This window comes from Chitinophaga sp. S165 (assembly GCF_003182155.1).
Taxonomy (GTDB): Bacteria; Bacteroidota; Bacteroidia; order Chitinophagales; family Chitinophagaceae; genus Chitinophaga.
In genome coordinates this window covers 235,792-256,037 of the sequence record NZ_QGTG01000008.1, presented here as the reverse complement: position 1 = coordinate 256,037, position 20,246 = coordinate 235,792, and the positions used below count along the sequence as shown (strand labels likewise).

The window sequence follows — 20,246 nt, the reverse complement described above, 5'->3', positions numbered from 1 at the left end:
GACTATGCAACTGGCAATAGCTGAAAATGCAAAAGAACAACTGCTACAGGAACTGCAAAAGGCTAACCTGCAATTCCAGCGGGTATACCCTGGCGACAAACCTGACAGGCAACCTGTACACACTGTCTATGGCGGCGCAAACCTCTTCAAAGCGGATACCTGCACCCGTATGGGACAGATTGCATTGAAACACCTGTATACATATGCGCCCAACTTTGTTGAATTAGCGAAAGTCCTGCAACTGGAGGGACATGAACAGTTGCCTCAACGCATTTCTGATATTGCCCGCCTGGAGGAAAATCTGGACCTCATGAAGGAAGAGCAAAGAAAACATGAACCGGTCTGGTTATATTACACGGTTTACAAGAAGATCGTCCGCAAACTTTTTACAGAAGCTGTTGAAGACTTCCGGATCGATTTTGAAGATGGATTCGGTAACCGTCCGGACAAAGAAGAAGATGAGACAGCCATTGCCGCTGCAAAGGAACTGGCAATAGGGATGAAACAGGAAACAATTTCACCGTTCATAGGTATCCGCATTAAACCATTTACAGAAGACCTGAAGCATCGTAGTGTACGCACGCTGGACCTCTTTCTCACTACACTCTTAAAAGAGACCGGCGGCGTGTTACCGGATAATTTTGTGGTGATGTTACCAAAAGTCACTATTCCGGAACAAGTGACCACACTCGTAAAATTGTTCGAGCTGCTGGAAAAGGCACACGGACTAACACCAGGGGCCCTGAAGATGGAAACGATGGTAGAGGCCACACAGATCATCATGGATGACGAAGGCAGAAATCCATTAATGCGCATCATTCGTGCCAGTGAGGGACGTTGTATTGCGGCACACTTCGGCACTTACGATTATACGGCTTCCTGTGGCATCACAGCGAAGTATCAGACGATGGCACATCCGGTATGCGACTTTGCGCATCATATGACGAAAGTAGCGCTGGGCGGCACTGGCATTTTCCTGTCAGATGGTGCTACTAACGTGATCCCCGTAGCACCACACAAAGGAGATCCGCTCAGTTTTACACAGCAACAGGAAAATAACGATAGCGTACACCATGCATGGCGTATCGGCTACGGCCATACCATGCATTCGCTCATCAATGGCTTCTACCAGGGCTGGGACCTCAATCCCGCACAGCTGCCGATGCGTTATGCAGCTACTTATTACTTCTTCCTTAATAATTACGATGATGCTGTATTCCGGCTCAAAACATTTGTAGAGCGTGCTGCCATTTCCACATTGACGAAAGACATTTTTGATGATGCAGCAACGGGTCAGGGACTATTGAATTTTTTCCTCAAAGCCATCAATTGCGGGGCTATTTCGGAGGAAGAAGTACTTGTTACCGGCCTGACAATGGACGAGATCAGAAGCCGCTCTTTTTACAAGATACTTGAAGGCAGAAGGAAGCAAAAAAAGAAAAAATAGCTTTCAGCGGCCTCAATTGCCATAGCGGTTGACGCCGCTGCCATTGGCCCGGCAATTGTAGTATGCCAGATATGCCTTCGTCTGTGGTATATAGAATGCATTACGACCGGGATACGGCCACATTGCGGGTCATCTTCGTTTCAGGGCTTATTTATGACTATAAAAACGTCCCGGAAGAGGTGTATCAGGCCATGAAGACCTCTTTTTCAAAAGGCATCTACCTCAATAAACATATTAAGGGACACTATGAATATGAAAAAGTGAATTGATGCATTAACGTTTCCCCAGCCAGAGCAAAGCATCCAGGGTGAACTGATCCTGTTCCTTATTGCCAAAAGTCAATGACAGATCTTTATTGGTGTGATGTTCATAGTCTATATCGTTATGTCCCATATTCATGTAAATCATCCGGTATTTCCTATTCGTCCAAACAACAGGATAATAACCGCTATGCCAGATCTCGTGCTGTTTAGGCCCTGTTCCGAGCGGGAAACTGGTTGAATCTATCGACAATAGGATAGTGATGTCTTTATTAGCCTTCAGATCGTTCGACCAGCGATACCATTCATTTGGAGAAGCTTTGAAGGTACTGTTCAGATGTTTCATTGCAGGATGTTCCGGATGTTCAACCCGGAGGACCGCTGAAGTAGGCCTCCAGGTATTACTGCCATAGGAACCCGAGCCCAGGAATTCATTATGGTACCAGTCCCAGTTCTGCGGAAAATCCGACGGAGTTAGTGCGAATGCAGAGAAATGGAATCCCATCCAGGCGCCGCCATTTTCCATATACTGCTGGAAGGCTTCCCGCTGGGCAGGCGTATCCGGTCTTGTATCAAGGAATATGACCACCTGGTACTTAGACAGAAAGGCTGGGTTCATATTGCTCCAATCGTTGGTAGAATCGTAGCTAAAGTTGTTCTCTTTTGCTTTGGCGGCAAACCAACGGTTAGCTTCATGTACAAAACTGATATGTGCCTGGTCATGCAGGGCTGTATAGAAACCGATCACTTTAAAGGGCTTTCCTTTCTTTTGGGCATTTGCTGTAATAACAAACAAACAACAGGAGGCTATGAGTATTCCCTGCCATATTCTTTTCATGATACGTGGATTTATATAATCCCAAAATATAACTTTATCTTTATGTACACAACATAGCCCGGCCGTCCCCAAACCACATACAACCATGAAAAAGTTATTATGCCTCCTTTTCCTCCTCGGTGGATTGCAGTATGCGCACGCCCAGGACCCTGCAGCTAAGCTGGACACCTTACTAAGTGCCTATAGCAGTTTGCACAAATTCAATGGTACAGCCCTTGTGTCACAACAGGGCAAGATCTTACTGAATAAGGGCTACGGCTTCCGTAATACCACCGATAGTTCCCGTAATGACCCTGGCACCATCTTCCAGCTGGGTTCAATTACCAAACAATTTACAGCAGCCATCGTGCTGAAACTGGAAGAAGAAAAGAAGCTCAGTTTGCAGGATAAGGTATCGAAGTTCTTCCCTGATTTTCCGAAAGGGGATAGTATTACAGTAGAACATTTGCTCACGCATACTTCCGGCATCTACAACTATACCAATGACAGAACTTTCATGGAGGCAGAAGTATTTAAACCGGCCAGTCGTGTAAAGCTGATGTCACTGTTTAAAGATAAACCGTTAGACTTTTCTCCGGGCACCAAATGGAACTATTCCAATTCCGGTTATTGCCTGCTTGGATATATTATTGAAGTAGCCGCACACAAACCTTATTATCAAGTGGCAAGAGAATACATTTTCCAGCCGCTGCATATGAACAATACCGGGTTTGATTTTAAACAGCTTAACAATAAGGATAAGTCGACCGGCTACTTCTTTATCAATGAAGACAGCAGCAAGGTCGCTCCCAGTGTAGATTCATCCGTATCTTTTTCAGCGGGCGCGATGTACAGTACTACCGGTGATCTTTATAAATGGCATCAGGCGGTACAACAGTATAAGATCCTTTCCAAAGCAGACTGGGAAAGAACATACACGCCACAAAAGAACAACTACGGTTATGGCTGGAACATTGATTCAATAGCAGGGAAAAGAAAGGTTAGTCATGGAGGTGGCATACATGGTTTCGTTACGACTATCATACGTGTGCCTGAAGATGATGTTTGCATCATTCTGCTGGATAATGCTTCCGACAGGACCATTGGAAAGATAAGTGAATCCATTCTGGCCGAGCTCTATAACAAGCCTTATACACTTCCTAAAAAAAGGATCGCTATACCAGTGCCCGAAACCATTCTTCAGCAATATACAGGGGAATATGATATGAAGCCTGGCTTTAAAATCGCAATAGCCGTAAAAGATGGTATGCTTACAGGACAGCCTTCAGGACAAGGCCCGGCTACCTTATATGCAGAAAAAGAGGATTTCTTCTTCCTGAATATAGCAGATGTACAGATCAAATTCACCCGCGACCAGAAAAACGAAGTGACAGGCATGATCCTGTACGAAAACGGTGGAGAGGTACCCGGTACTAAAGTAAAATAGAGGATGTCCTTCAATCTATTTACGCCAGGTGTTTATTTTGGACAACCGCGTGCTGCAAAGGAAGTCCCCGCAGTGCGAGGATCACATTTTTTGCGGCAATCCCGGCCATCGCGTTGCGTGTATCTACAGTAGCAGAACCGATATGTGGGAGAACAGCAACGTTCGGCATGTTCAGCAACGGATTATCCGCTGCCATTGGCTCCGGATTGGTCACGTCCAGACCCGCTCCCCAGATGGTGCCGCTTTCCAGCGCTGCTATCAGATCTTCTTCATTATGCACACCTCCCCTGGCAGTATTAATGAAAATAGAAGACGGCTTCATTTTGCTGAACGCGTCTTTATTAAAAAGACCTTTTGTTTCAGGCGTCAGCGCCGTATGTACAGATACCACATCACTCTGCTGTAACAGCTCATCGAAAGGAACACGTACTGCTCCTAATTCCTTTTCTGCCTCCGGGTTTGTGCCACGGTTATGGTAGATGATCTTCATATTGTAAGCACCTCTGCATCTCTTTGCCAGTTCAAAACCGATCTTGCCTAAACCTACAATACCTAAAGTCCTGTTTCCCAATTCAAGTCCCAGGTTAGCAGTAGGATCCCAGAAATGCCAGTTGCCACGTATAATTTCCTTATGCATGTGAAAAGCCTTTCGGGAAGCTGCCAGCATCAGCAGGAAAGCAGTATCAGCTGTTGCACCGCTTAATACGCCCGGCGTATTTCCTACGGCAATGCCTAACGTTCTTGCAGCCTCAATATCAACGTTATCGTAACCGACAGACATGAGAGAGACTATTTTCAGATGCTGACACGATTCCAGGAAGTGACGGTCCACTTTTACAGGACCGGATACCAGCACCGCATCATATTGTTGCAACACCTTTATTAACTCATCTTCCGGCTGATGGCGCTTTTCATCCCACACTGTGATATCAAGTCCGGCATCTTTTAACATCTTTATTCCAACCTCCGGAATGTTCCTTGTTATATACACTTTCATATTACTATATGGTTTGCATTTACATTTAGCAACAAAATACACAAATGCCGGAATTCAGGGATATTTCTAATAAAATTCTTACGTAACTTTGCGGCGCATACAAGAAAACCGCCTTTTCCCTCGTACCATTTGAGAACACAGGTCAATGGTTAAAGCGTTCTATTTAATTTGTTTATTTTAGTCTAGTCAGGTAAGCCTTTTAAGTTTAACTTAAAGGGCTTATCCTTTTTAACTACTTCTTCTTCAAAGAAAACTCTTCCACTAACTTTTATACTTCTTATTGTTTTGTTAAAGCTCTGCATCCGGCACCGTACCGATTGCAATAATTCATGAATAAATATAAATTGCACACAGGTCAATTGCCCGTCCCTACTGCGTTAACAATTGATTTAGGATTGTAACAATCCGTTTAAGATCATAACAATTCATTTAAGATTCATCAGCATGAGGATGACCCTTGCAACTATGCTAATTATCGCACTAAGCGGAAAGCAACTGTATGCACAACAAGTGAAGAGTAATAGTGAGATCCTATCTCCCGCAGTTACGGCAACAATATTTTCTGACAATATTGTGAAGCAGTTTAATCTGCTACACCCTATCAGGCGTGTTTACAGCTATCATGATCAGTCCGGCGACTACTACCTCGCTCTTTGTGAAAGCATAGATGAAATAACCAAAGACGATACACTACATCAGAAGATAAAAGCTGTCAATCTGAAGAAGGAAGGGAATGGATTTGTTAAAACATGGGAACTGAATGATTTCACCAACAGCAATAACCTGAATAACGGAGAAGAATCGATCTGGTTCTGGACAAAATTCTGCGAAGTGAAAGACCTTGACAGAGATGGTATCACAGATCCTTTGCTCGTATATGGCAGCAGCGGCATGAACGGATATGATGACGGCAGAGTGAAGATCATTCTCAATTACAAAGGACAAAAGATCGCTGTCAGACATCAGAACTCAACCATGGACGAAGGACGGAATATTCAGATAGATGCTGCATTCTATACATTGCCGCAATCCATACAGCAACATGTGAGAGCACTGATGAAAACACTGGCAGATAAAGACTTCACCATATATCCGGATGAATATGAACAAGCGATGGATAAAAAGAAGCTGCTGATCAACTAACCTACTTACAACTTCGTATGAAACTAAATTGCTATAAACCTTTAGCCCTGATGGGCTTACTCTCCCTTCCTTTGTTCATGTCTGCACAAACACAAACGGCAGCAACAAAGGAAGCTCCTGCTGTAGTGAGCAAAGAAGCCACACATGAGATCCTCGAAAAGATCAGTCATGGACTTGATGAAAGTTATCCTTTCCCCGATATATCAAAGAAATATATCGCTACCTTAAAAAGCCAGGAGGCGAAGAAAGCTTACCAGGACCTCACAGCTGAGCAACTTGCAAAAAAGATCACAAAAGACCTGCGTGATGTGCATAAAGATGTGCATCTGACTATATTCTTCAGCAAAGACTATTTCGACCGGCTTACGCGAACAGTGACCAATACAAGCACTCCGGAAGACGCAAAGAAGGAGCTTGAAAAGCAGCGGCAGAACAACTATGGTTTTGATGCCGTTGAACTGAACAGGAAAACATCCACTGCCTATATCAAGATATCAGGCGGCTTCCACGGCGATCAGGAAGCTTTTGAAATGGCCGCCAGCGCTATGAATATGGCAGCCTACTCAAAGAACATTATCATCGACATCAGGGATAACGGTGGTGGTACCGGTATGATGGGCCGCTTCCTTGCAGGCTATTTCTTTAATGCAGGTGATGAACGTTATTACCTGCACGGTTATCACAAAGACAGGAAAAACGATATCCAGGAATGGACATATCCTTTCGTTCCCGGTAAAAGAATGCCGGACAGCAAATTGTATATACTGGTAAATAAACGCACAGCATCTGCAACTGAAGGTTTCGCTTTCGCTATGCAAAAGATGCACAGGGCTACTGTTATCGGCGATACAACTGCCGGTGCCGGTATTGCAGGCACCATGATACCATTGAAAGAAAACCTGGTAGTGTTCCTGCCGGTGAAGATGGTAGCAGCACCAGGTTCAGAAGAAGGATGGGAAGGTATCGGCGTAATTCCCGATGTACCTGTAAAGGGTGATGATGCAAGAACTGAAGCTGAAAGCATCATCAAAAAAGAACAGGATGAAGCAACTGCAAAAACGAAATAAGCAATTGTAATATTCAATAAAAGGAAGGGGATTGTAGTCATTGCTGCAATCCCCTTTTTTATAACCTTACCTGTACTGGTAGAAAATGCCTTTATCGAAAGGCGTCCACAGACAAGCCTTTTGTCCGCAGCTTTTCAAGCCGCTATTAGTCCAGGTATTGCAGGTATGAAACAGGCTGTAACTGCCTTTGGCCTCGTAAAACGCATCTGTCCTGCCATAATTAGCATCGGTGACAATATGTATAATATTCCCGCTGGCATCCCTGTCAAAACTCTCCCGGATGTAACTGATCAATCTTGCATACTGAGCACTGTCAACATCCATCCGGATACAATCGTTGCCTTCTTTAACACCACGGTAGTAGGTAGCATGAATAGCAGACGTACTTAATCCCGTAGCAGCTTTAAAAGCAGTGCTGAACTTGAGATCTGCCCAGGTGGGCGTTTCAAGGTAGAAACCTTTATCGCCCCAGCCGAATGCGATCCATTGAGCGCTTGTATCGTTGCCTTTGGTATTTGCAAAAAGCACCTCCTTGCTCCAGTCTATCTGCTGATTACGCACAGGCATTACCAGGTCGGTATGTACGCCATTGGTAAGAATATACAGCGGAATGTCTGCATTTGCTGTTTGCTCCTTTTCTACGGAGATACGGGACAATACATAAGCTGCTCCCAGGTACAGGGCGATCAGTAATACGGGCGTCAGGATCGTCCACGCAATGATCTTTAATGTCTTCTTCAAGCTGTTGGTATTTATGGGGGATATTGTCTTCTGGTCTCTGCTTCTTCTCTCCTTCTTTTCTCAGACCATTTTAAGAAATTATGAACCCTTTGTTTCGAAAGCACAAAGATATATATTAGAGGATAATAAATATAAACTCAATGGATATCTACGAAGAGCATTTCGAAAACTCCTGCAAGTTAAGAAATGAGCACTGGGAGACGATAGGAGGCCTTCAGTCATCTGAGTGATCAACAGGGCCATTACTTTGCATTGTTCAGATAAAATTATTTCACGAGAGGTGCCTAATTCACCGATTGGGAATACCTCTCCAATGTTTCCCTTTCTTTTCTTGTAAGGCTTTTAATGCCCGTCTTATGGATCTTCTCCAGTAAGAAATCGATCTCCTGCTGACGGTCCATACGCTGAAGGTTATACCTGTCGTCAATATCATAATCGCCGATATGCGTCTTGAAATACTGGTTGTCCACAAGCAGCAGGTGCGGGCGGGTGATGATCAGGTACACGGCCAGTGATCCCGGGAGAAGAATGGACAGTATAGTGGGATAATTTTCCGCAATTGCTTCCGGCACCATACACAGCGCCACCAGCATGCCAATAAGTGCACCCCCGAGATGCGCTTCATGCCCGATATTATCCTTCTTTGACCTGATACCATAAATGGAATACAGTACGTAAAGTACGCCAAATGCCCAGGCAGGAATGGAGAAGAACGGCAATCCGAAAAAGCTTAACCTCATTTCGGGAAACAAGGCGATAGAGGCGAATATAATTCCACACACTGCACCCGAAGCGCCTACCGCACTGTAATCACCGTGGTTCCGGTGTATCAGTAATGACAATAAATTACCGCCTATCAGACTGGCAAAATAAAGCGTCAGGAAACTGGATGGTCCCATCCGCAATTCCAGGCTGGTGCTAAAGACGTAAAGAGAAAGCATGTTGAAGAACAAATGCATCCAGCTGACATGCAGGAAACCTGATGTCACCATCCGCTTGTAATCCTTGTATACGAGGATGTTATCCACTTCAAAGGAATACTTGTCAAAAAAGGAATGGTCTTTCAATCCTTTGTATGACACTACAATGTTTACAACAATCAGTAACAGGTTAATGAGACCAATGTATGCCATTCAATGCGGGTTTTTAATAACTATAGGGAGCGTCAGCCGGATAATCTTGCCCACTGCAATATTGTGATTAATGCAAATATATCCAAATCTGCCGCCACGAATTCGCGCTTTAGCGATTTTTATTTAATATTAGCAAAAATCGCACCCATGATATCCAAACCTCAACCTGGCGAATTTCAACCCTACCAGGGCGACTACATCAACTACGTTGGAAACGCTGAAGTTCCTGCCATCCTCGAAGAACTGAGAGACAGCACCTACGCTTTTTTTACTGCTATTCCGGAAGAAAAAGCTGATTACGCCTATGCTCCGGGTAAATGGACCATTAAGGAGACGCTGGGGCACATGATCGATTCAGAAAGAGTATTTGCCTACCGGCTATTATGTTTTGCCCGTGGAGAGCAACAGGGGTTACCAGGCTTTGAGCAGGACGATTACGTCCTGAATTCATTTGCCAATGACCGCACATTGCAGGACCTGGCAGATGAATTCAGGGTGGTACGTCAATCGTCAATATACTTGTTACGTCATTTGAAGCCGGAGAAGGAGAGCTTTATCGGCACCTCGAACAACCATCCTCTCTCAGTAAGGTCAATCGCCTATATGATCCCGGGTCATGAGTTACATCACCTCAGGATATTAAAAGAGCGGTACTTACCTGGACTTGGCATCCAGATCTAACCATTCGTTCACTGTATTGGCGCTTGTTTCCAGTACGATCTTATAAAAGTTGGATGGCAGCTTAGATACATCCAGCAGCGCATGACGGTCCTGTACGGGTACTTCTGCCAGCAGATGGTACTCGTCAGTACCGCCTGTCTTGAAAAGATTAGTGGTTGTTACCCAGATCTTCACTTTGCCGGTGTCCTGCAATGCAGACCACTTGATATCGATGTTCCCCTGGATAAAATTAGCTTTCGCATTTGCGACAGCCACCTTACCGATCATCGGAATACCATCTACTTCACGAGCGGTAGCCTGAGGAATATTCATATTCAGGTAACGTGCGATAGTCGGCATGATATCAACGATCGCCGGCTCATAATAATGTGCATAATCATTGTGAGGCTTATAGTTCGTCACCATCCAGGTACTTCTCTGACGAGGTGTTTGTCCGCCATGATGACGGCCGGTCTTTTCGTCACGGCCATGATCTGTGGTAATAACGATCATCCAGTCTTCCGCAAAATGTTGCTGCCTGTAAGTAACAGCCTCCCAGAGACGGCCTATCTGTTTATCCAGTGTTTCTATTGCGTTATAGAACTGCGGACTGTCACCGAATCCGTGCCCCATATCATCTGTATACTCCAGGTATACCCATGTTAATGAAGGCGCGTCTTTTTTAATACCGGCGGATGCTTCATCGATTACCTTTTCATCAATAGCATGCAGGTAATCCCCTTTTTCGTCGTGCGGGAAAAGAACAGTATCCAGTTCATAACCATCAGCATGCAGGTCTATCTTCACATTACCTGCATCGGGCAATCCATCGCCAGCCAGTTTGGTGCGGTTATCCAGCCAGGTGGAATAAATAGCGGTCTTCTTTTGCGGGAACTGCGCTTTAAACAACCTGAAAAGGTTATAATAATGATAGTTAGGCGCTTTAATGTCGTTGTCCGGTACGTTATGTTTATTCACCCATACCCCTGTCAACAGGCTGTTATAACCTACGGCCGAGATAGTAGGCGTCTGGTTGTAAGTATCTTTGTTACCGCCTACATGCATGCGGGTATACCTGCCTGCAGCGGCGATACGGTCAATATTGGGCGTGTTTAATTTCTCCAGAACATCCGCCGGAATACCGTCCGCAATAACAAATACTACTTTCTTTTCTCTCTTTTGCTGGGCCTGAAGGCCCCCTGCCAATAAAAGGCAGAGGGCTGAGGCCAGATATATTTTCTTCATCCTGAACATATTCTAATCCTGAACTTAAAACTATAAAGTACAACTTATTCTGCTTTCAGCATCCACATTATTCCGTTGATATTATCATCTCCGGCAAACTGACTGTTGATAGCTGCTTCCACATTTTTCTGATTTGTCTGTGATTCCTTTATAGGATACATCCATCGTTTAGGCACTTTTTTATTGTTAAGCACACCAGCACCCGATACATCGAAGACAGGCAGACCAGTACGGCGCTGCTCAAAGAAGAAATGCCAGTCGCTGTTCATGAAGGAGGCAATGTATTTCTGCGTCATGATCGCTTCCAGCTGACCGCTGGCCGGAAGTGGGTTCGTTGTCAGATAAGTATCAATTGAATCCTGTGGTATCTTATAAAACTGCATAGAAGCCTGTACACCTTTGTTGTAGTAAGTTGCAGCATTGCCATTGATCCAGCCACGCACCACTGCTTCTGCCAGTGTGAATTGCGTTTCTGCATAACCAATAGCGATACTAGGCTCATTCACGGCATCATCGGTATAACGTTTTTTAATTCTTGATACTTCTCCGGCGAGTACTTTTTTACCGATATCATCTACAAGATCACTTCCTTTAGCGCCGCCATAAGCATCGAAGTCGCTATCAGGTAATGAAACGTGTTGAGGCGCCTTTTCAGCGAAATGAAATAACCGTGGGTCTTCCAATCTTTTCAACAGATCAACGAAAGTACCTTCCATATAATAAGCCGTGTTCACATCATTATCGTTGTAAGTCGGATAACGGGTACCCGACACGTCAAAAAACGTTAACTGGCCATTATCTGTATTATCTGTCATCAACGGATAGGTATTGGGATCATTTACGATTTTTGCGAATCGTCCTTTCACATTTAAAGCCGCATTATTTTCTTTCAGTGATAAACTCATCAGAATGCGGAGTGACAAGCTATTGATCAGCCTTTTCCATTTTATCATGGACCCTTTGTACAGGATGTCTCCCTGTACAGGAACTGTAGTATTTGTAATTGCAGCATTAGCCGATTCCAGATCATCCAGAACAGATATGAAGATGTCCTGCTGTTTGTCATAAACGGGAGCAAGCGAATCCAGTTCACCTTTCAGTGCGGCCGTATAAGGAACATCACCAAAGGTATTCGTCAACTGCATGAAGTAGTACGCCTTGAAGAATTTTACCAGCGGAATATATTCTGTTTTCTGCAACCTGTTAGCTTCCTGTTCCATCTTGATCACCTGGCGCAGGTTGTTATAGGTAGAAAATTCCGCTCTGTCCCAGCCATAATATTGTTCATTCGAAGCTTCATTGATAAATACCATCTGACGCGTAGCCAGGGTCGCTCCGAGATTAGTAGCCTGAAATGCTTCCTGGATAACTGTATTCAGCAGCAGATCGGGTGTAGCCATTGTAGGCCTGTTAGGGTCCGTCTGAAAATCTTCGAACTTTTTGCAGCCTGCCGCAATGACCAACAGCAGTACAGCTATACTAAATATTTTTCTCATGGTTGTTGGTAATTAGAATTTAAGGTTAAGGTTGATACCAAAACTTCTGGTAGAAGGCGTTTGCAGATCATCCACACCAGCGTCCGGATCTACGTTTGGCATTTTCGTGAACAACAGCAGGTTACGACCTACAGCAGAAATATCAGCCGCACGGAAGATGTGACCTTTCATCCATTTAGATGGCAATCTGTAAGTAAGGGTCACCTCTCTCAGTTTCAGGAAAGACTGTGAATAATAGTTATAGTTAACATTCGCACCGTTGCTGGTATTTGTCATGTAAGAAATATAGTTCACCGCTGTTGTATTAGGCGCAAACGTTCTTGTATCGCTGACAATATTACCATCGCGGTCGTAGATCACCTTGCCGCCAGTCAATAATACACCCGGATCTACATAAGTGGCTTTCGGTTCATTGGCCTCATCCCTGAAGTGATTTACAGTACCCGGATGTGTACCGCCCCACCACATTTTCTGATTGGTAGTAGAATACATCAGTCCACCGAGACGGCCATCTACCAGGAAGCGGAAACTAAAATTGCCATATGAGAAACTATTCTCAAGACCGTAAATCAGATCAGGATCACTGTTACCAATAAGACGATCAACGTTATCTGTCAACGGAAGTCCGTCCGCCGTATGCACAATATTTCCTGAAGGATCTTTCTGATAAACTGAAGCAAAGATCTTGTCTGTTCTGTCGCCTACTTTCAGATAGCCAATCCTGTCGCCACCGGTAATTTCCTTTACATAACGTCTGTACGTACTGAGGTTCAGCAACACATCCCATCTGAACTTCTCTTTACGAACAGGAGTAGCTGTTGTTACTATCTCAATACCTTTGCGACGATATACGTGGGCGTTTTCTAAACGGGTTTGGTAACCGCTACCCCATGATACATCGATCTCCTTGATATTATTGTAATCTTTTGTCTGGAAATAAGTAACCTCAAATCCCAGCCTGTTGCCGAAGAACTTAGCCTCCACACCGGCTTCCCAGCTATTAGATGTTTGCGGACGTAGATCAGGGTTGTTGATAACATTCTTATACTTCAGACTAGGCAACTCATCCCAGGTCACACCTTTATCATAAGAAGGCAGGTAACCATAGGTGTAGCTGTTATCCAGTGTACCGCTTGATACTCTTGATACCGCACCTCTTGCCTTCAGGAAGGAAAACCATTGAGGCAGACGTGTCAGCTGCGATATCACTACTGATCCTGATAAAGATGGATAAAAGAAGCTGTTATTCGCAACCGGCAAAGTAGACACCTTGTCGTTACGTCCGGTCAGGGAGAGGTATACAGCATTATATAGCTCTACGTCAACAATACCATAAACACTGGCAGTTCTGCGCTCTTCCAGCCAGTTATTTGACTGTACCGCTTTTATAGAGTTACCAAGATTATACAATCCAGGGATGTTCAATCCGTCAGTATTACTGGAGTCACCTTTCAGGTTCCTGTAGTAATTAGATCCGCCTGCCTGTGCATGGATCTTGAAATGATCACTGAAGGTATGGTTATAGTCTACTATGAGATCAGATACGATATCAAAGTAAGCAGTTGAAGTAACAGTATACTGGCCTTTTGATTTATCGCTATAACGGATATAGCTCTTAGGCTCATTATAGTTACGGTTCAGGCTATACTGGTTGATACCGGTACGGAATTTTGCACTGAAAGAAGGACTGATCTTATAGTTGAAATCGACAGAAGCAAACGTGTTGTTCTTATCATATCCTCTCAGGAATTCATATGCCTGGAAGTAAGGGTTGTTATAATAAGAAGTATTGAAGTGACGCTGTTGTACACCCTCTTTACCTGGCGCCCAATAGTTACGCAGGTCACGTACATCAACATCCGGACCTGTCCAGAGGATCAGGTTATACAGGTAGTTGGCAGGGCCATAGCCTGTTTCGGGGAAGTTATGCGTATACTCTTTGTTATAACTGATACGGCCGTTCATGCTGAAGTCCTTACTCAGGTTATAGTTGCCTGATAAATTGAAGGAAGTGTTCTTCAGATCAGTATTAGGTACAATACCCTGCTGATAAATATGTGAGGCAGAAGCCCTGAAACTGCCATTGTCGCCGGTTTTAGTAAAACTCAGGTTATTGCTGGTGATAACACCTGTACGGAAGAAGTTTGTAACGTTGTCTTTACCGCGTGACAGGAATGGCAATGGCACTAACTTTCCGGTAGTTGGATCAACAGGACTGTTGAACTGCGGTGTTTCAAAATAACCGCTTGGGGTTGAAGGATCACGCTGGTCCAGTTTAGGTCCCCATATCCATCCACCACCTTCTGGTCCGCCGCCACTACCATCGATGTATTCATACTGACCCTGAAAACCGTTACCGTAAGTAGTCTGTACTTTAGGGATACGGATAAAGCTGGTCTGGAATTGTGTAGAAGAGTTGAACTCAACGCTCAGATCTCTGGAACCACCTCTTTTAGTAGTGATCATGATAGCGCCATTCGTACCGATAGAACCATACAGTGCAGAAGCAGAAGCACCTTTCAGTACGGTCATGCTTTCAATATCGTCTGCATTCACCTTATAAAGGTCAGCCGTCTGGTCAGGAATACCATCTATTACGATCAGTGGTTTTGCACCACGCAGGGAGATGCCCGGATCTCCGAACAGGTCAGTTGTATTTTTAATGGTCAGACCAGCCACACGGCCTGTCAGTGAACTGATCACGTTAGACTCACGTGCTTTCACCAGATCAGCACCTTTTACTTCCTGTGCTGCGTAACCAACTTTTGCTTTCTCTTTTTTGATACCTAGAGCGGTTACCAGTACTTCAGATAATTTCTTTTCATCTTCCTGTAATACCACCTGATAACCTGCACTTTTATCTACAGTCAGCATATAAGGCAAATAACCGGTAAAGAAGAACTGGATCACTTCTCCTTCATTGGCCTTGATCTGAAAGTCGCCGCTTTCATTGGAGATGGTACCACGCTTAGTACCTTTCACCATAATAGATACACCAGGCAATGGTTGTTTCTTTGCGTCCGTTACCTTACCGGAGATGATCTTTTCAACCGGGTCTTCTACCGCAAGCGATGTAGTACCAGCTTTTACGATGATGTTATTGTCCAGACATTTGTAGTTAAAAGCGGCTTGTCCGGCAAGCAGCTTCAATACGTTTTCCAGTGTTGTATTGCGTGCATTCAGGTTCACCTTCCTGGTCATCAGCCCGGACTGGTCCATGCAAATAATAGCATAATGTGTTTGTTGTTCGATCATCTCGAACACTTCTTCTAATGGCTTATTCTGTACGGTCAGCGAACACGGAACCTTATGCAGGTCTGCCCGTCCTCCTGCCAGCACAGCTGTGAATGGCATTGATAATACACAGCAGAACAGCAAATATATAATGGCTTTGCTGCGTGTGATACTCAGGTGTTGATAAAAACGAAACATAAATTCAGGCATTTAGCGTGATTGATAGGCGTTGTTTGTGGTGAAGTGAATTTGTTTTCCGCTGATGGTGTAATCAAGATTGTCCGTTGCTTTGATCACGTCCAGTATATAATCGAGCGGCTTGTCATTGAACTTTGCGAACAGCTTAAAGCTCTTCATCGCAGGATCTGCAAAGGAGATCTCGACATCATATAGTTGCTCCAGTTTATGTGCTACGACCGACAGCGGCTCATTGCGGAAGATCAATAAGCGGGAGGTCCATCCCGTTACAGATTCCACGTCGTAGGTACGAGTATAGGCCAGTTGGTCTTTTTTGTCATAATACAATTCCTGCCCCGGTTGCAGTTCAAAAGATCTCTTTTGTGCCGGTACGCTTACCTGCACCTTTCCATCTACCAGCGATACTGCGGCACTGTCCACACCTCTATAGTGCGTAACATTGAACCGGGTACCTAATACCTGTACAGACAGCTCTCCTGCCTGTACTGAAAAAGGCTGGTGAGCATTTTTGGTCACCTCAAAGAAGGCTTGTCCTTCGAGAATGATGTTCCTGCCTTTCTTTCCGAATGCTGCCGTATACCTGATGCTGCTCTTCGGCGCCAGGTGTACAACAGTGCCGTCGGGCATAGTATCTTTCAATACCTGCCCTGGCAACGTTTTCTTTTCTATATAGGCAAGGGAATTCTTCTGTGGTGTTTGTCTTAAAAAGACGATACTACTTATAATAACACCGGCAATAGCGGCTGCCGCGGCGATCTGCAGGCGATATCTTCTTACAATGGTCTGTCTGCGGTTATGGATGCGCTGTTTTACACCCTGCAGAGCGTTCGTGATCACTACTTCGTCATGCTGTTGCTGACTGGCCTGCCATATTTCCTGCAATGCCTGATAGGTCAGTCTGTTCTCCTCCGCACTTTCCAGCCATTCAGCCAGGAAGTCTTCTTCCCAGGGCAAGGTCTTTTCATTAAAATGCCGGGTTATCAGTAAATAAAGTTCCTTTTGTTCCAATCTCTTTTCTGTTTACAAGAGTAAGGACGCAAAGAGTGATCATGCTCGTGACAAAAAAAATGGAGTTAACATATTGGTAATATTGGGTAGGCTGTTTTGAGGATCTTCAGGGCACGGAACATATGTGTCTTAACGGAGTTAACGGATATATTTAATAGACCCGCAATCTCATCATAGCTGAAGCCTTCATACCGGTGCATCTTAAATACCAGTTGCATCTGCGGTGGCAGCTGGGTTATCAGCTGTTGAATCTGCGAGGTAACATCTTTATACATCAGCTGATGATCAGGTTGTTGATGATCGTCTCCGGCAGTTTCAGCCAACGCTTCCTCCGGAAGGCTAAAAATAGTTCTGCGCTTACGGTAGTAGTCGAAAACCCTGTTCCTGACAGAGACGTATAGATAAGCGCTTAAGGTAGTGGAAATAGCGATCTGGCGGCGGTTATTCCAGAGCGCACAGAACATTTCAGCAACGACGTCTTCTGCTTCGTCAGTAGGATATGGCAGTAATACTTTCGCGAATTGAAGCAGGCCTTCGTAGTAACGTTTGAAGATAGCGTCAAACGCATCTTCGCTACCGGAGATGAATAATTGCAGGTATTTGTCTTCGTCGAAAGAATGGCGTGCCATCAGCACAAATCTAAGGGGGTGGGAACGTGTTTCAATGTTAGGTTATTATTAAGTCTGGGTTACCGCAATGTGAAAATGCAATTACGCTGTTCTTCATAAACGTAATCGTCTGATACTCCATACATATCTTTTTTTACTATCTTTGCATCCTGGAGTTAACCACAATAAACAGTTACCCTATATCAATGAAAGAGAAGATTATCAGAGCTTCGTATGATGACGATACCGTTACAGTATATCAAGCTTACAACAAAACAATTGCGCTACACGCCGTAAAAGAGCAGAAATTCGTCTCTCCTCCTTTTAAAATGGAAAGAATGACCTGGATCAAACCATCTTTTCTTTGGATGATGTACCGGTCAGGATGGGGCACCAAAGAAAATCAGGAACATATCTTAGCCATTCAGATCAAAAGAGAAGGGTTTGAATGGGCATTAGAGCATGCCTGTCTTTCCCATTTCGATCATACCATCCACAGCTCATTACCGGAGTGGAAGAAAGAATTGCAAAGCTCACCGGTGCGCATTCAGTGGGACCCTGAAAGGGATCTCTATCTGCAGTCGCTGCCTCAACGTGCTATTCAGATAGGATTGACGGGAATTGCCGTTGATAAATATGTGAATGAATGGATTGTGGGAATAGAGGACATTACTGCAATTTCTCAAAATATGCATCAGCTGGTGAAGGCGAGTAAAATGGGTCAGGCAATGGAGATGTTACCTGATGAAAAGGTTTATCCTTTGACAGATGTCATAGCGAAGAAGATTGATGCGTCATAATGCATCATTCTTCGCTATAACATCTGTACCACAAACATTTATTCTTACTGACTTTTCCTCCAAATCCCAAACCAATCAGGGGAATGTACATAAAGGTCCATATCCATTACTATCAAAATAAACTTCATCTGGTTGCGGATTCGCGCCTTCTATCCGGCATATGAAATAATCAAAAGCATAGGTAGCGCTATAAGTTTCCGCCCACATTTTCAAGTCGTTCATCTTAGAACGCGAAAGAGAAGGATCATGATCCCTTAAATCAAAAAAGAACAGCAACTCAAATTCATTCTCATCCCGTGTCAGATTTATAAACACACGTGGCACACTCACTTCATTTACAGCTAAATGATCAGTAGCCATTATGAGGTCTGCGTAGCTATTTGCATGAAACACTTCAATAATGGCATCGTATGTGTCAGGTGCAGAAATTTCTGGAGAAGTAAATATGCGGTCTCTTGACTTCGGTAATACCCCTTTCAAAAAACTAAAATCTATCTTATCGTATTTCCCCTGGAAGATGATGTCTACAGGTTCAGATGTCATATGCCCGAATTATCTAAATACCAGCGTCTAGTTGAAATAAATATCGATATAGTCGACTACGTTATTCCCCTCGCAGTTATCCATCTCCTGTAATCGCCAGTACTTTCTTGCGCCTTTAGCCAGGAAGTGATAAGTACCGGTCCTTTCACAAACATTTCCTTCGTTGATACTTGCATACAAACTTTTGATCGTACCTGTAAATAGCAGCTCAGCGGGAGAAACAACTTTCAGTGTTCCATCGATGGTTACGAAGCTTTTTGCATCCCGTTGTTCTCCTTTGACGGTATAGGTGTCTTTGCTTTGTTTGCGGATCTGGACCTTGCCAGGTTTGTCCCAGCTAATCCATTGGAGCGTGAAGTTATGAGTACCTTCGCGGAGAGCGGGTATGGTTTTCTTTTGGGCATAAACCGGACAGACACTAACAAAAATTAGGCATGCAATCAGACAGGTGTATATTCTCCTCATAATTCAAATGATCTTTTTCGCCACTAAAATAGAATAATTTGGGACTATCTAATTGTATGGTATACCGGTAATATTTAAAAGAACTACTTTAGCATCCAAACCTATCCCTATGCACAAATTTATTCTCCTCCTCACCACCATTATTTCCCTTAACGCCTACGCACAGCAAGAAACGCGGATCTACGTTGATCCGAACGAAAAGCCACCTACCACTACTATCGGCTCTCAGATCTGGACCACATCCAATCTCGATGTTGATCACTTCCGGAACGGCGATAAGATCCAGGAAGTCACTACCGGCGAACAGTGGAAAAAGGCATGGGATGATGGTACCCCAGCATGGTGTTACTATGAGTACAAGGAAGAAAATGGCCTCAAGTATGGCAGGTTATATAACTGGCATGCTGTTACCGATCCGAGGGGGCTTGCACCTGAAGGCTGGCATATTCCTAAAATCGCTGAATGGGATACGCTTACAAACTATCTGGGCACAGACAAGGTGTTCACTAAAATAGTAGACGGAAAGGGCTGGATAAAAGGATTGTCCAAAACAACCAACGAAAGCGGGTTAAGCATCTTTGCCGGAGGCTCCGGAGATGCCAATGGCTTCGGAGGAATAGGAATAGAGACTTACCTCTGGGCCTCTCCTAAAGATCCAAAGGCCTATTCCAGTGCACTTATCGTCATGGTCAGCATTTATTCTGCACCTGGGATCAACAAAGCCTATGGCATGGAAAAAATAGGCATGTATGTACGCTGCGTAAAAGACTAGACACTTTAACAATTAAGTACATATAACTGTCCTGGACTATAATGGATGATGTAACGGCAATGCAACATCGTTCAAAAGGCACTTTTTAGCCTCATTAAGACGCTATTCCTCTAACAAACATACATCTACCTTAAAAGCCTTCAAAAGCCAATTTCTGCCCTTTTA

General features: G+C 44.2%; 19 protein-coding genes. 8 read left to right on the top strand and 11 right to left on the bottom strand.

Annotated elements, in window-relative coordinates; translation table 11 throughout:
* Nucleotides 1–4 precede the first annotated feature (4 nt).
* Entirely contained in the window at nt 5–1,447 is a 1,443-nt protein-coding gene (locus tag C7475_RS25990) for an aldolase/citrate lyase family protein (protein ID WP_110056332.1), read from the top strand.
* A 71-nt stretch (nt 1,448–1,518) separates the two neighbouring features.
* Nucleotides 1,519–1,716 carry a KTSC domain-containing protein gene (locus C7475_RS25985; RefSeq protein WP_110056455.1) on the top strand — a complete coding sequence of 66 codons (198 nt, stop codon included), beginning with the start codon at nt 1,519–1,521 and terminating at the stop codon, nt 1,714–1,716.
* Nucleotides 1,717–1,720: 4 nt separating this feature from the next.
* Here the strand turns inward: C7475_RS25985 and C7475_RS25980 are convergent, their stop codons facing one another.
* Nucleotides 1,721–2,545, bottom strand: a complete 825-nt coding sequence (locus C7475_RS25980) for a ThuA domain-containing protein (protein WP_110056454.1) — start codon at nt 2,543–2,545, stop codon at nt 1,721–1,723.
* An 85-nt stretch (nt 2,546–2,630) separates the two neighbouring features.
* On the opposite strand from C7475_RS25980, the gene C7475_RS25975 reads away from it, so the two are divergent.
* The gene (locus C7475_RS25975) at nt 2,631–3,971 is read left to right on the top strand and encodes a serine hydrolase (RefSeq protein WP_110056331.1); all 1,341 of its coding nucleotides are present in this window, start codon (nt 2,631–2,633) and stop codon (nt 3,969–3,971) included.
* A 19-nt stretch (nt 3,972–3,990) separates the two neighbouring features.
* Here the strand turns inward: C7475_RS25975 and C7475_RS25970 are convergent, their stop codons facing one another.
* Complete coding sequence (locus C7475_RS25970) at nt 3,991–4,968, bottom strand: D-glycerate dehydrogenase (protein WP_110056330.1); 978 nt, start codon at nt 4,966–4,968, stop codon at nt 3,991–3,993.
* Nucleotides 4,969–5,412: 444 nt separating this feature from the next.
* On the opposite strand from C7475_RS25970, the gene C7475_RS25965 reads away from it, so the two are divergent.
* Nucleotides 5,413–6,111 (top strand): M949_RS01915 family surface polysaccharide biosynthesis protein, encoded by a 699-nt coding sequence (locus tag C7475_RS25965; RefSeq protein WP_146217651.1) that lies wholly within the window; start codon nt 5,413–5,415, stop codon nt 6,109–6,111.
* A 17-nt stretch (nt 6,112–6,128) separates the two neighbouring features.
* Nucleotides 6,129–7,178: a S41 family peptidase gene (locus tag C7475_RS25960; protein ID WP_110056328.1), complete on the top strand. Its 1,050-nt coding sequence runs from the start codon at nt 6,129–6,131 to the stop codon at nt 7,176–7,178.
* Nucleotides 7,179–7,244: 66 nt separating this feature from the next.
* On the opposite strand, the gene C7475_RS25955 is transcribed toward C7475_RS25960, so the two are convergent.
* A complete protein-coding gene (locus tag C7475_RS25955) occupies nt 7,245–7,919 on the bottom strand; it encodes a TIGR02117 family protein (protein WP_110056327.1) in 675 nt (224 codons plus the stop codon).
* A gap of 284 nt (nt 7,920–8,203) precedes the next feature.
* Nucleotides 8,204–9,052: a rhomboid family intramembrane serine protease gene (locus tag C7475_RS25950; RefSeq protein ID WP_110056326.1), complete on the bottom strand. Its 849-nt coding sequence runs from the start codon at nt 9,050–9,052 to the stop codon at nt 8,204–8,206.
* Nucleotides 9,053–9,199: 147 nt separating this feature from the next.
* Between C7475_RS25950 and C7475_RS25945 the strand changes: the two genes are divergently transcribed.
* Complete coding sequence (locus C7475_RS25945; RefSeq protein WP_110056453.1) at nt 9,200–9,733, top strand: DinB family protein; 534 nt, start codon at nt 9,200–9,202, stop codon at nt 9,731–9,733.
* Here the strand turns inward: C7475_RS25945 and C7475_RS25940 are convergent.
* The 5 genes from C7475_RS25940 to C7475_RS25920 form a co-directional block, all read right to left on the bottom strand.
* Nucleotides 9,707–10,957, bottom strand: coding sequence for an alkaline phosphatase family protein (locus C7475_RS25940; protein WP_110056452.1), 1,251 nt, complete (start codon nt 10,955–10,957; stop codon nt 9,707–9,709). The genes C7475_RS25945 and C7475_RS25940 overlap by 27 nt on opposite strands.
* 44 nt (nt 10,958–11,001) lie before the next feature.
* Nucleotides 11,002–12,453 (bottom strand): SusD/RagB family nutrient-binding outer membrane lipoprotein, encoded by a 1,452-nt coding sequence (locus tag C7475_RS25935; RefSeq protein WP_110056325.1) that lies wholly within the window; start codon nt 12,451–12,453, stop codon nt 11,002–11,004.
* A gap of 12 nt (nt 12,454–12,465) precedes the next feature.
* Nucleotides 12,466–15,885: a SusC/RagA family TonB-linked outer membrane protein gene (locus C7475_RS25930; RefSeq protein ID WP_110056451.1), complete on the bottom strand. Its 3,420-nt coding sequence runs from the start codon at nt 15,883–15,885 to the stop codon at nt 12,466–12,468.
* Nucleotides 15,886–15,897: 12 nt separating this feature from the next.
* Complete coding sequence (locus C7475_RS25925; protein WP_110056324.1) at nt 15,898–16,893, bottom strand: FecR family protein; 996 nt, start codon at nt 16,891–16,893, stop codon at nt 15,898–15,900.
* A gap of 65 nt (nt 16,894–16,958) precedes the next feature.
* Nucleotides 16,959–17,522 carry an RNA polymerase sigma-70 factor gene (locus C7475_RS25920; protein ID WP_110056323.1) on the bottom strand — a complete coding sequence of 188 codons (564 nt, stop codon included), beginning with the start codon at nt 17,520–17,522 and terminating at the stop codon, nt 16,959–16,961.
* 185 nt (nt 17,523–17,707) lie between these two features.
* Here C7475_RS25920 and C7475_RS25915 point away from each other — a divergent pair, with 185 nt between their 5' ends.
* On the top strand, nt 17,708–18,301 hold the full coding sequence (locus C7475_RS25915) for a DUF4291 domain-containing protein (protein WP_110056322.1): 594 nt from the start codon (nt 17,708–17,710) through the stop codon (nt 18,299–18,301).
* Nucleotides 18,302–18,376: 75 nt separating this feature from the next.
* Here C7475_RS25915 and C7475_RS25910 read toward each other — a convergent pair whose 3' ends face one another.
* Both C7475_RS25910 and C7475_RS25905 read right to left on the bottom strand, forming a co-directional pair.
* Nucleotides 18,377–18,844, bottom strand: coding sequence for a hypothetical protein (locus C7475_RS25910; RefSeq protein WP_110056321.1), 468 nt, complete (start codon nt 18,842–18,844; stop codon nt 18,377–18,379).
* 27 nt (nt 18,845–18,871) lie between these two features.
* On the bottom strand, nt 18,872–19,309 hold the full coding sequence (locus tag C7475_RS25905; protein ID WP_110056320.1) for a hypothetical protein: 438 nt from the start codon (nt 19,307–19,309) through the stop codon (nt 18,872–18,874).
* Nucleotides 19,310–19,418: 109 nt separating this feature from the next.
* On the opposite strand from C7475_RS25905, the gene C7475_RS25900 reads away from it, so the two are divergent.
* Nucleotides 19,419–20,081: a fibrobacter succinogenes major paralogous domain-containing protein gene (locus C7475_RS25900; protein WP_110056319.1), complete on the top strand. Its 663-nt coding sequence runs from the start codon at nt 19,419–19,421 to the stop codon at nt 20,079–20,081.
* Nucleotides 20,082–20,246 lie beyond the last annotated feature (165 nt).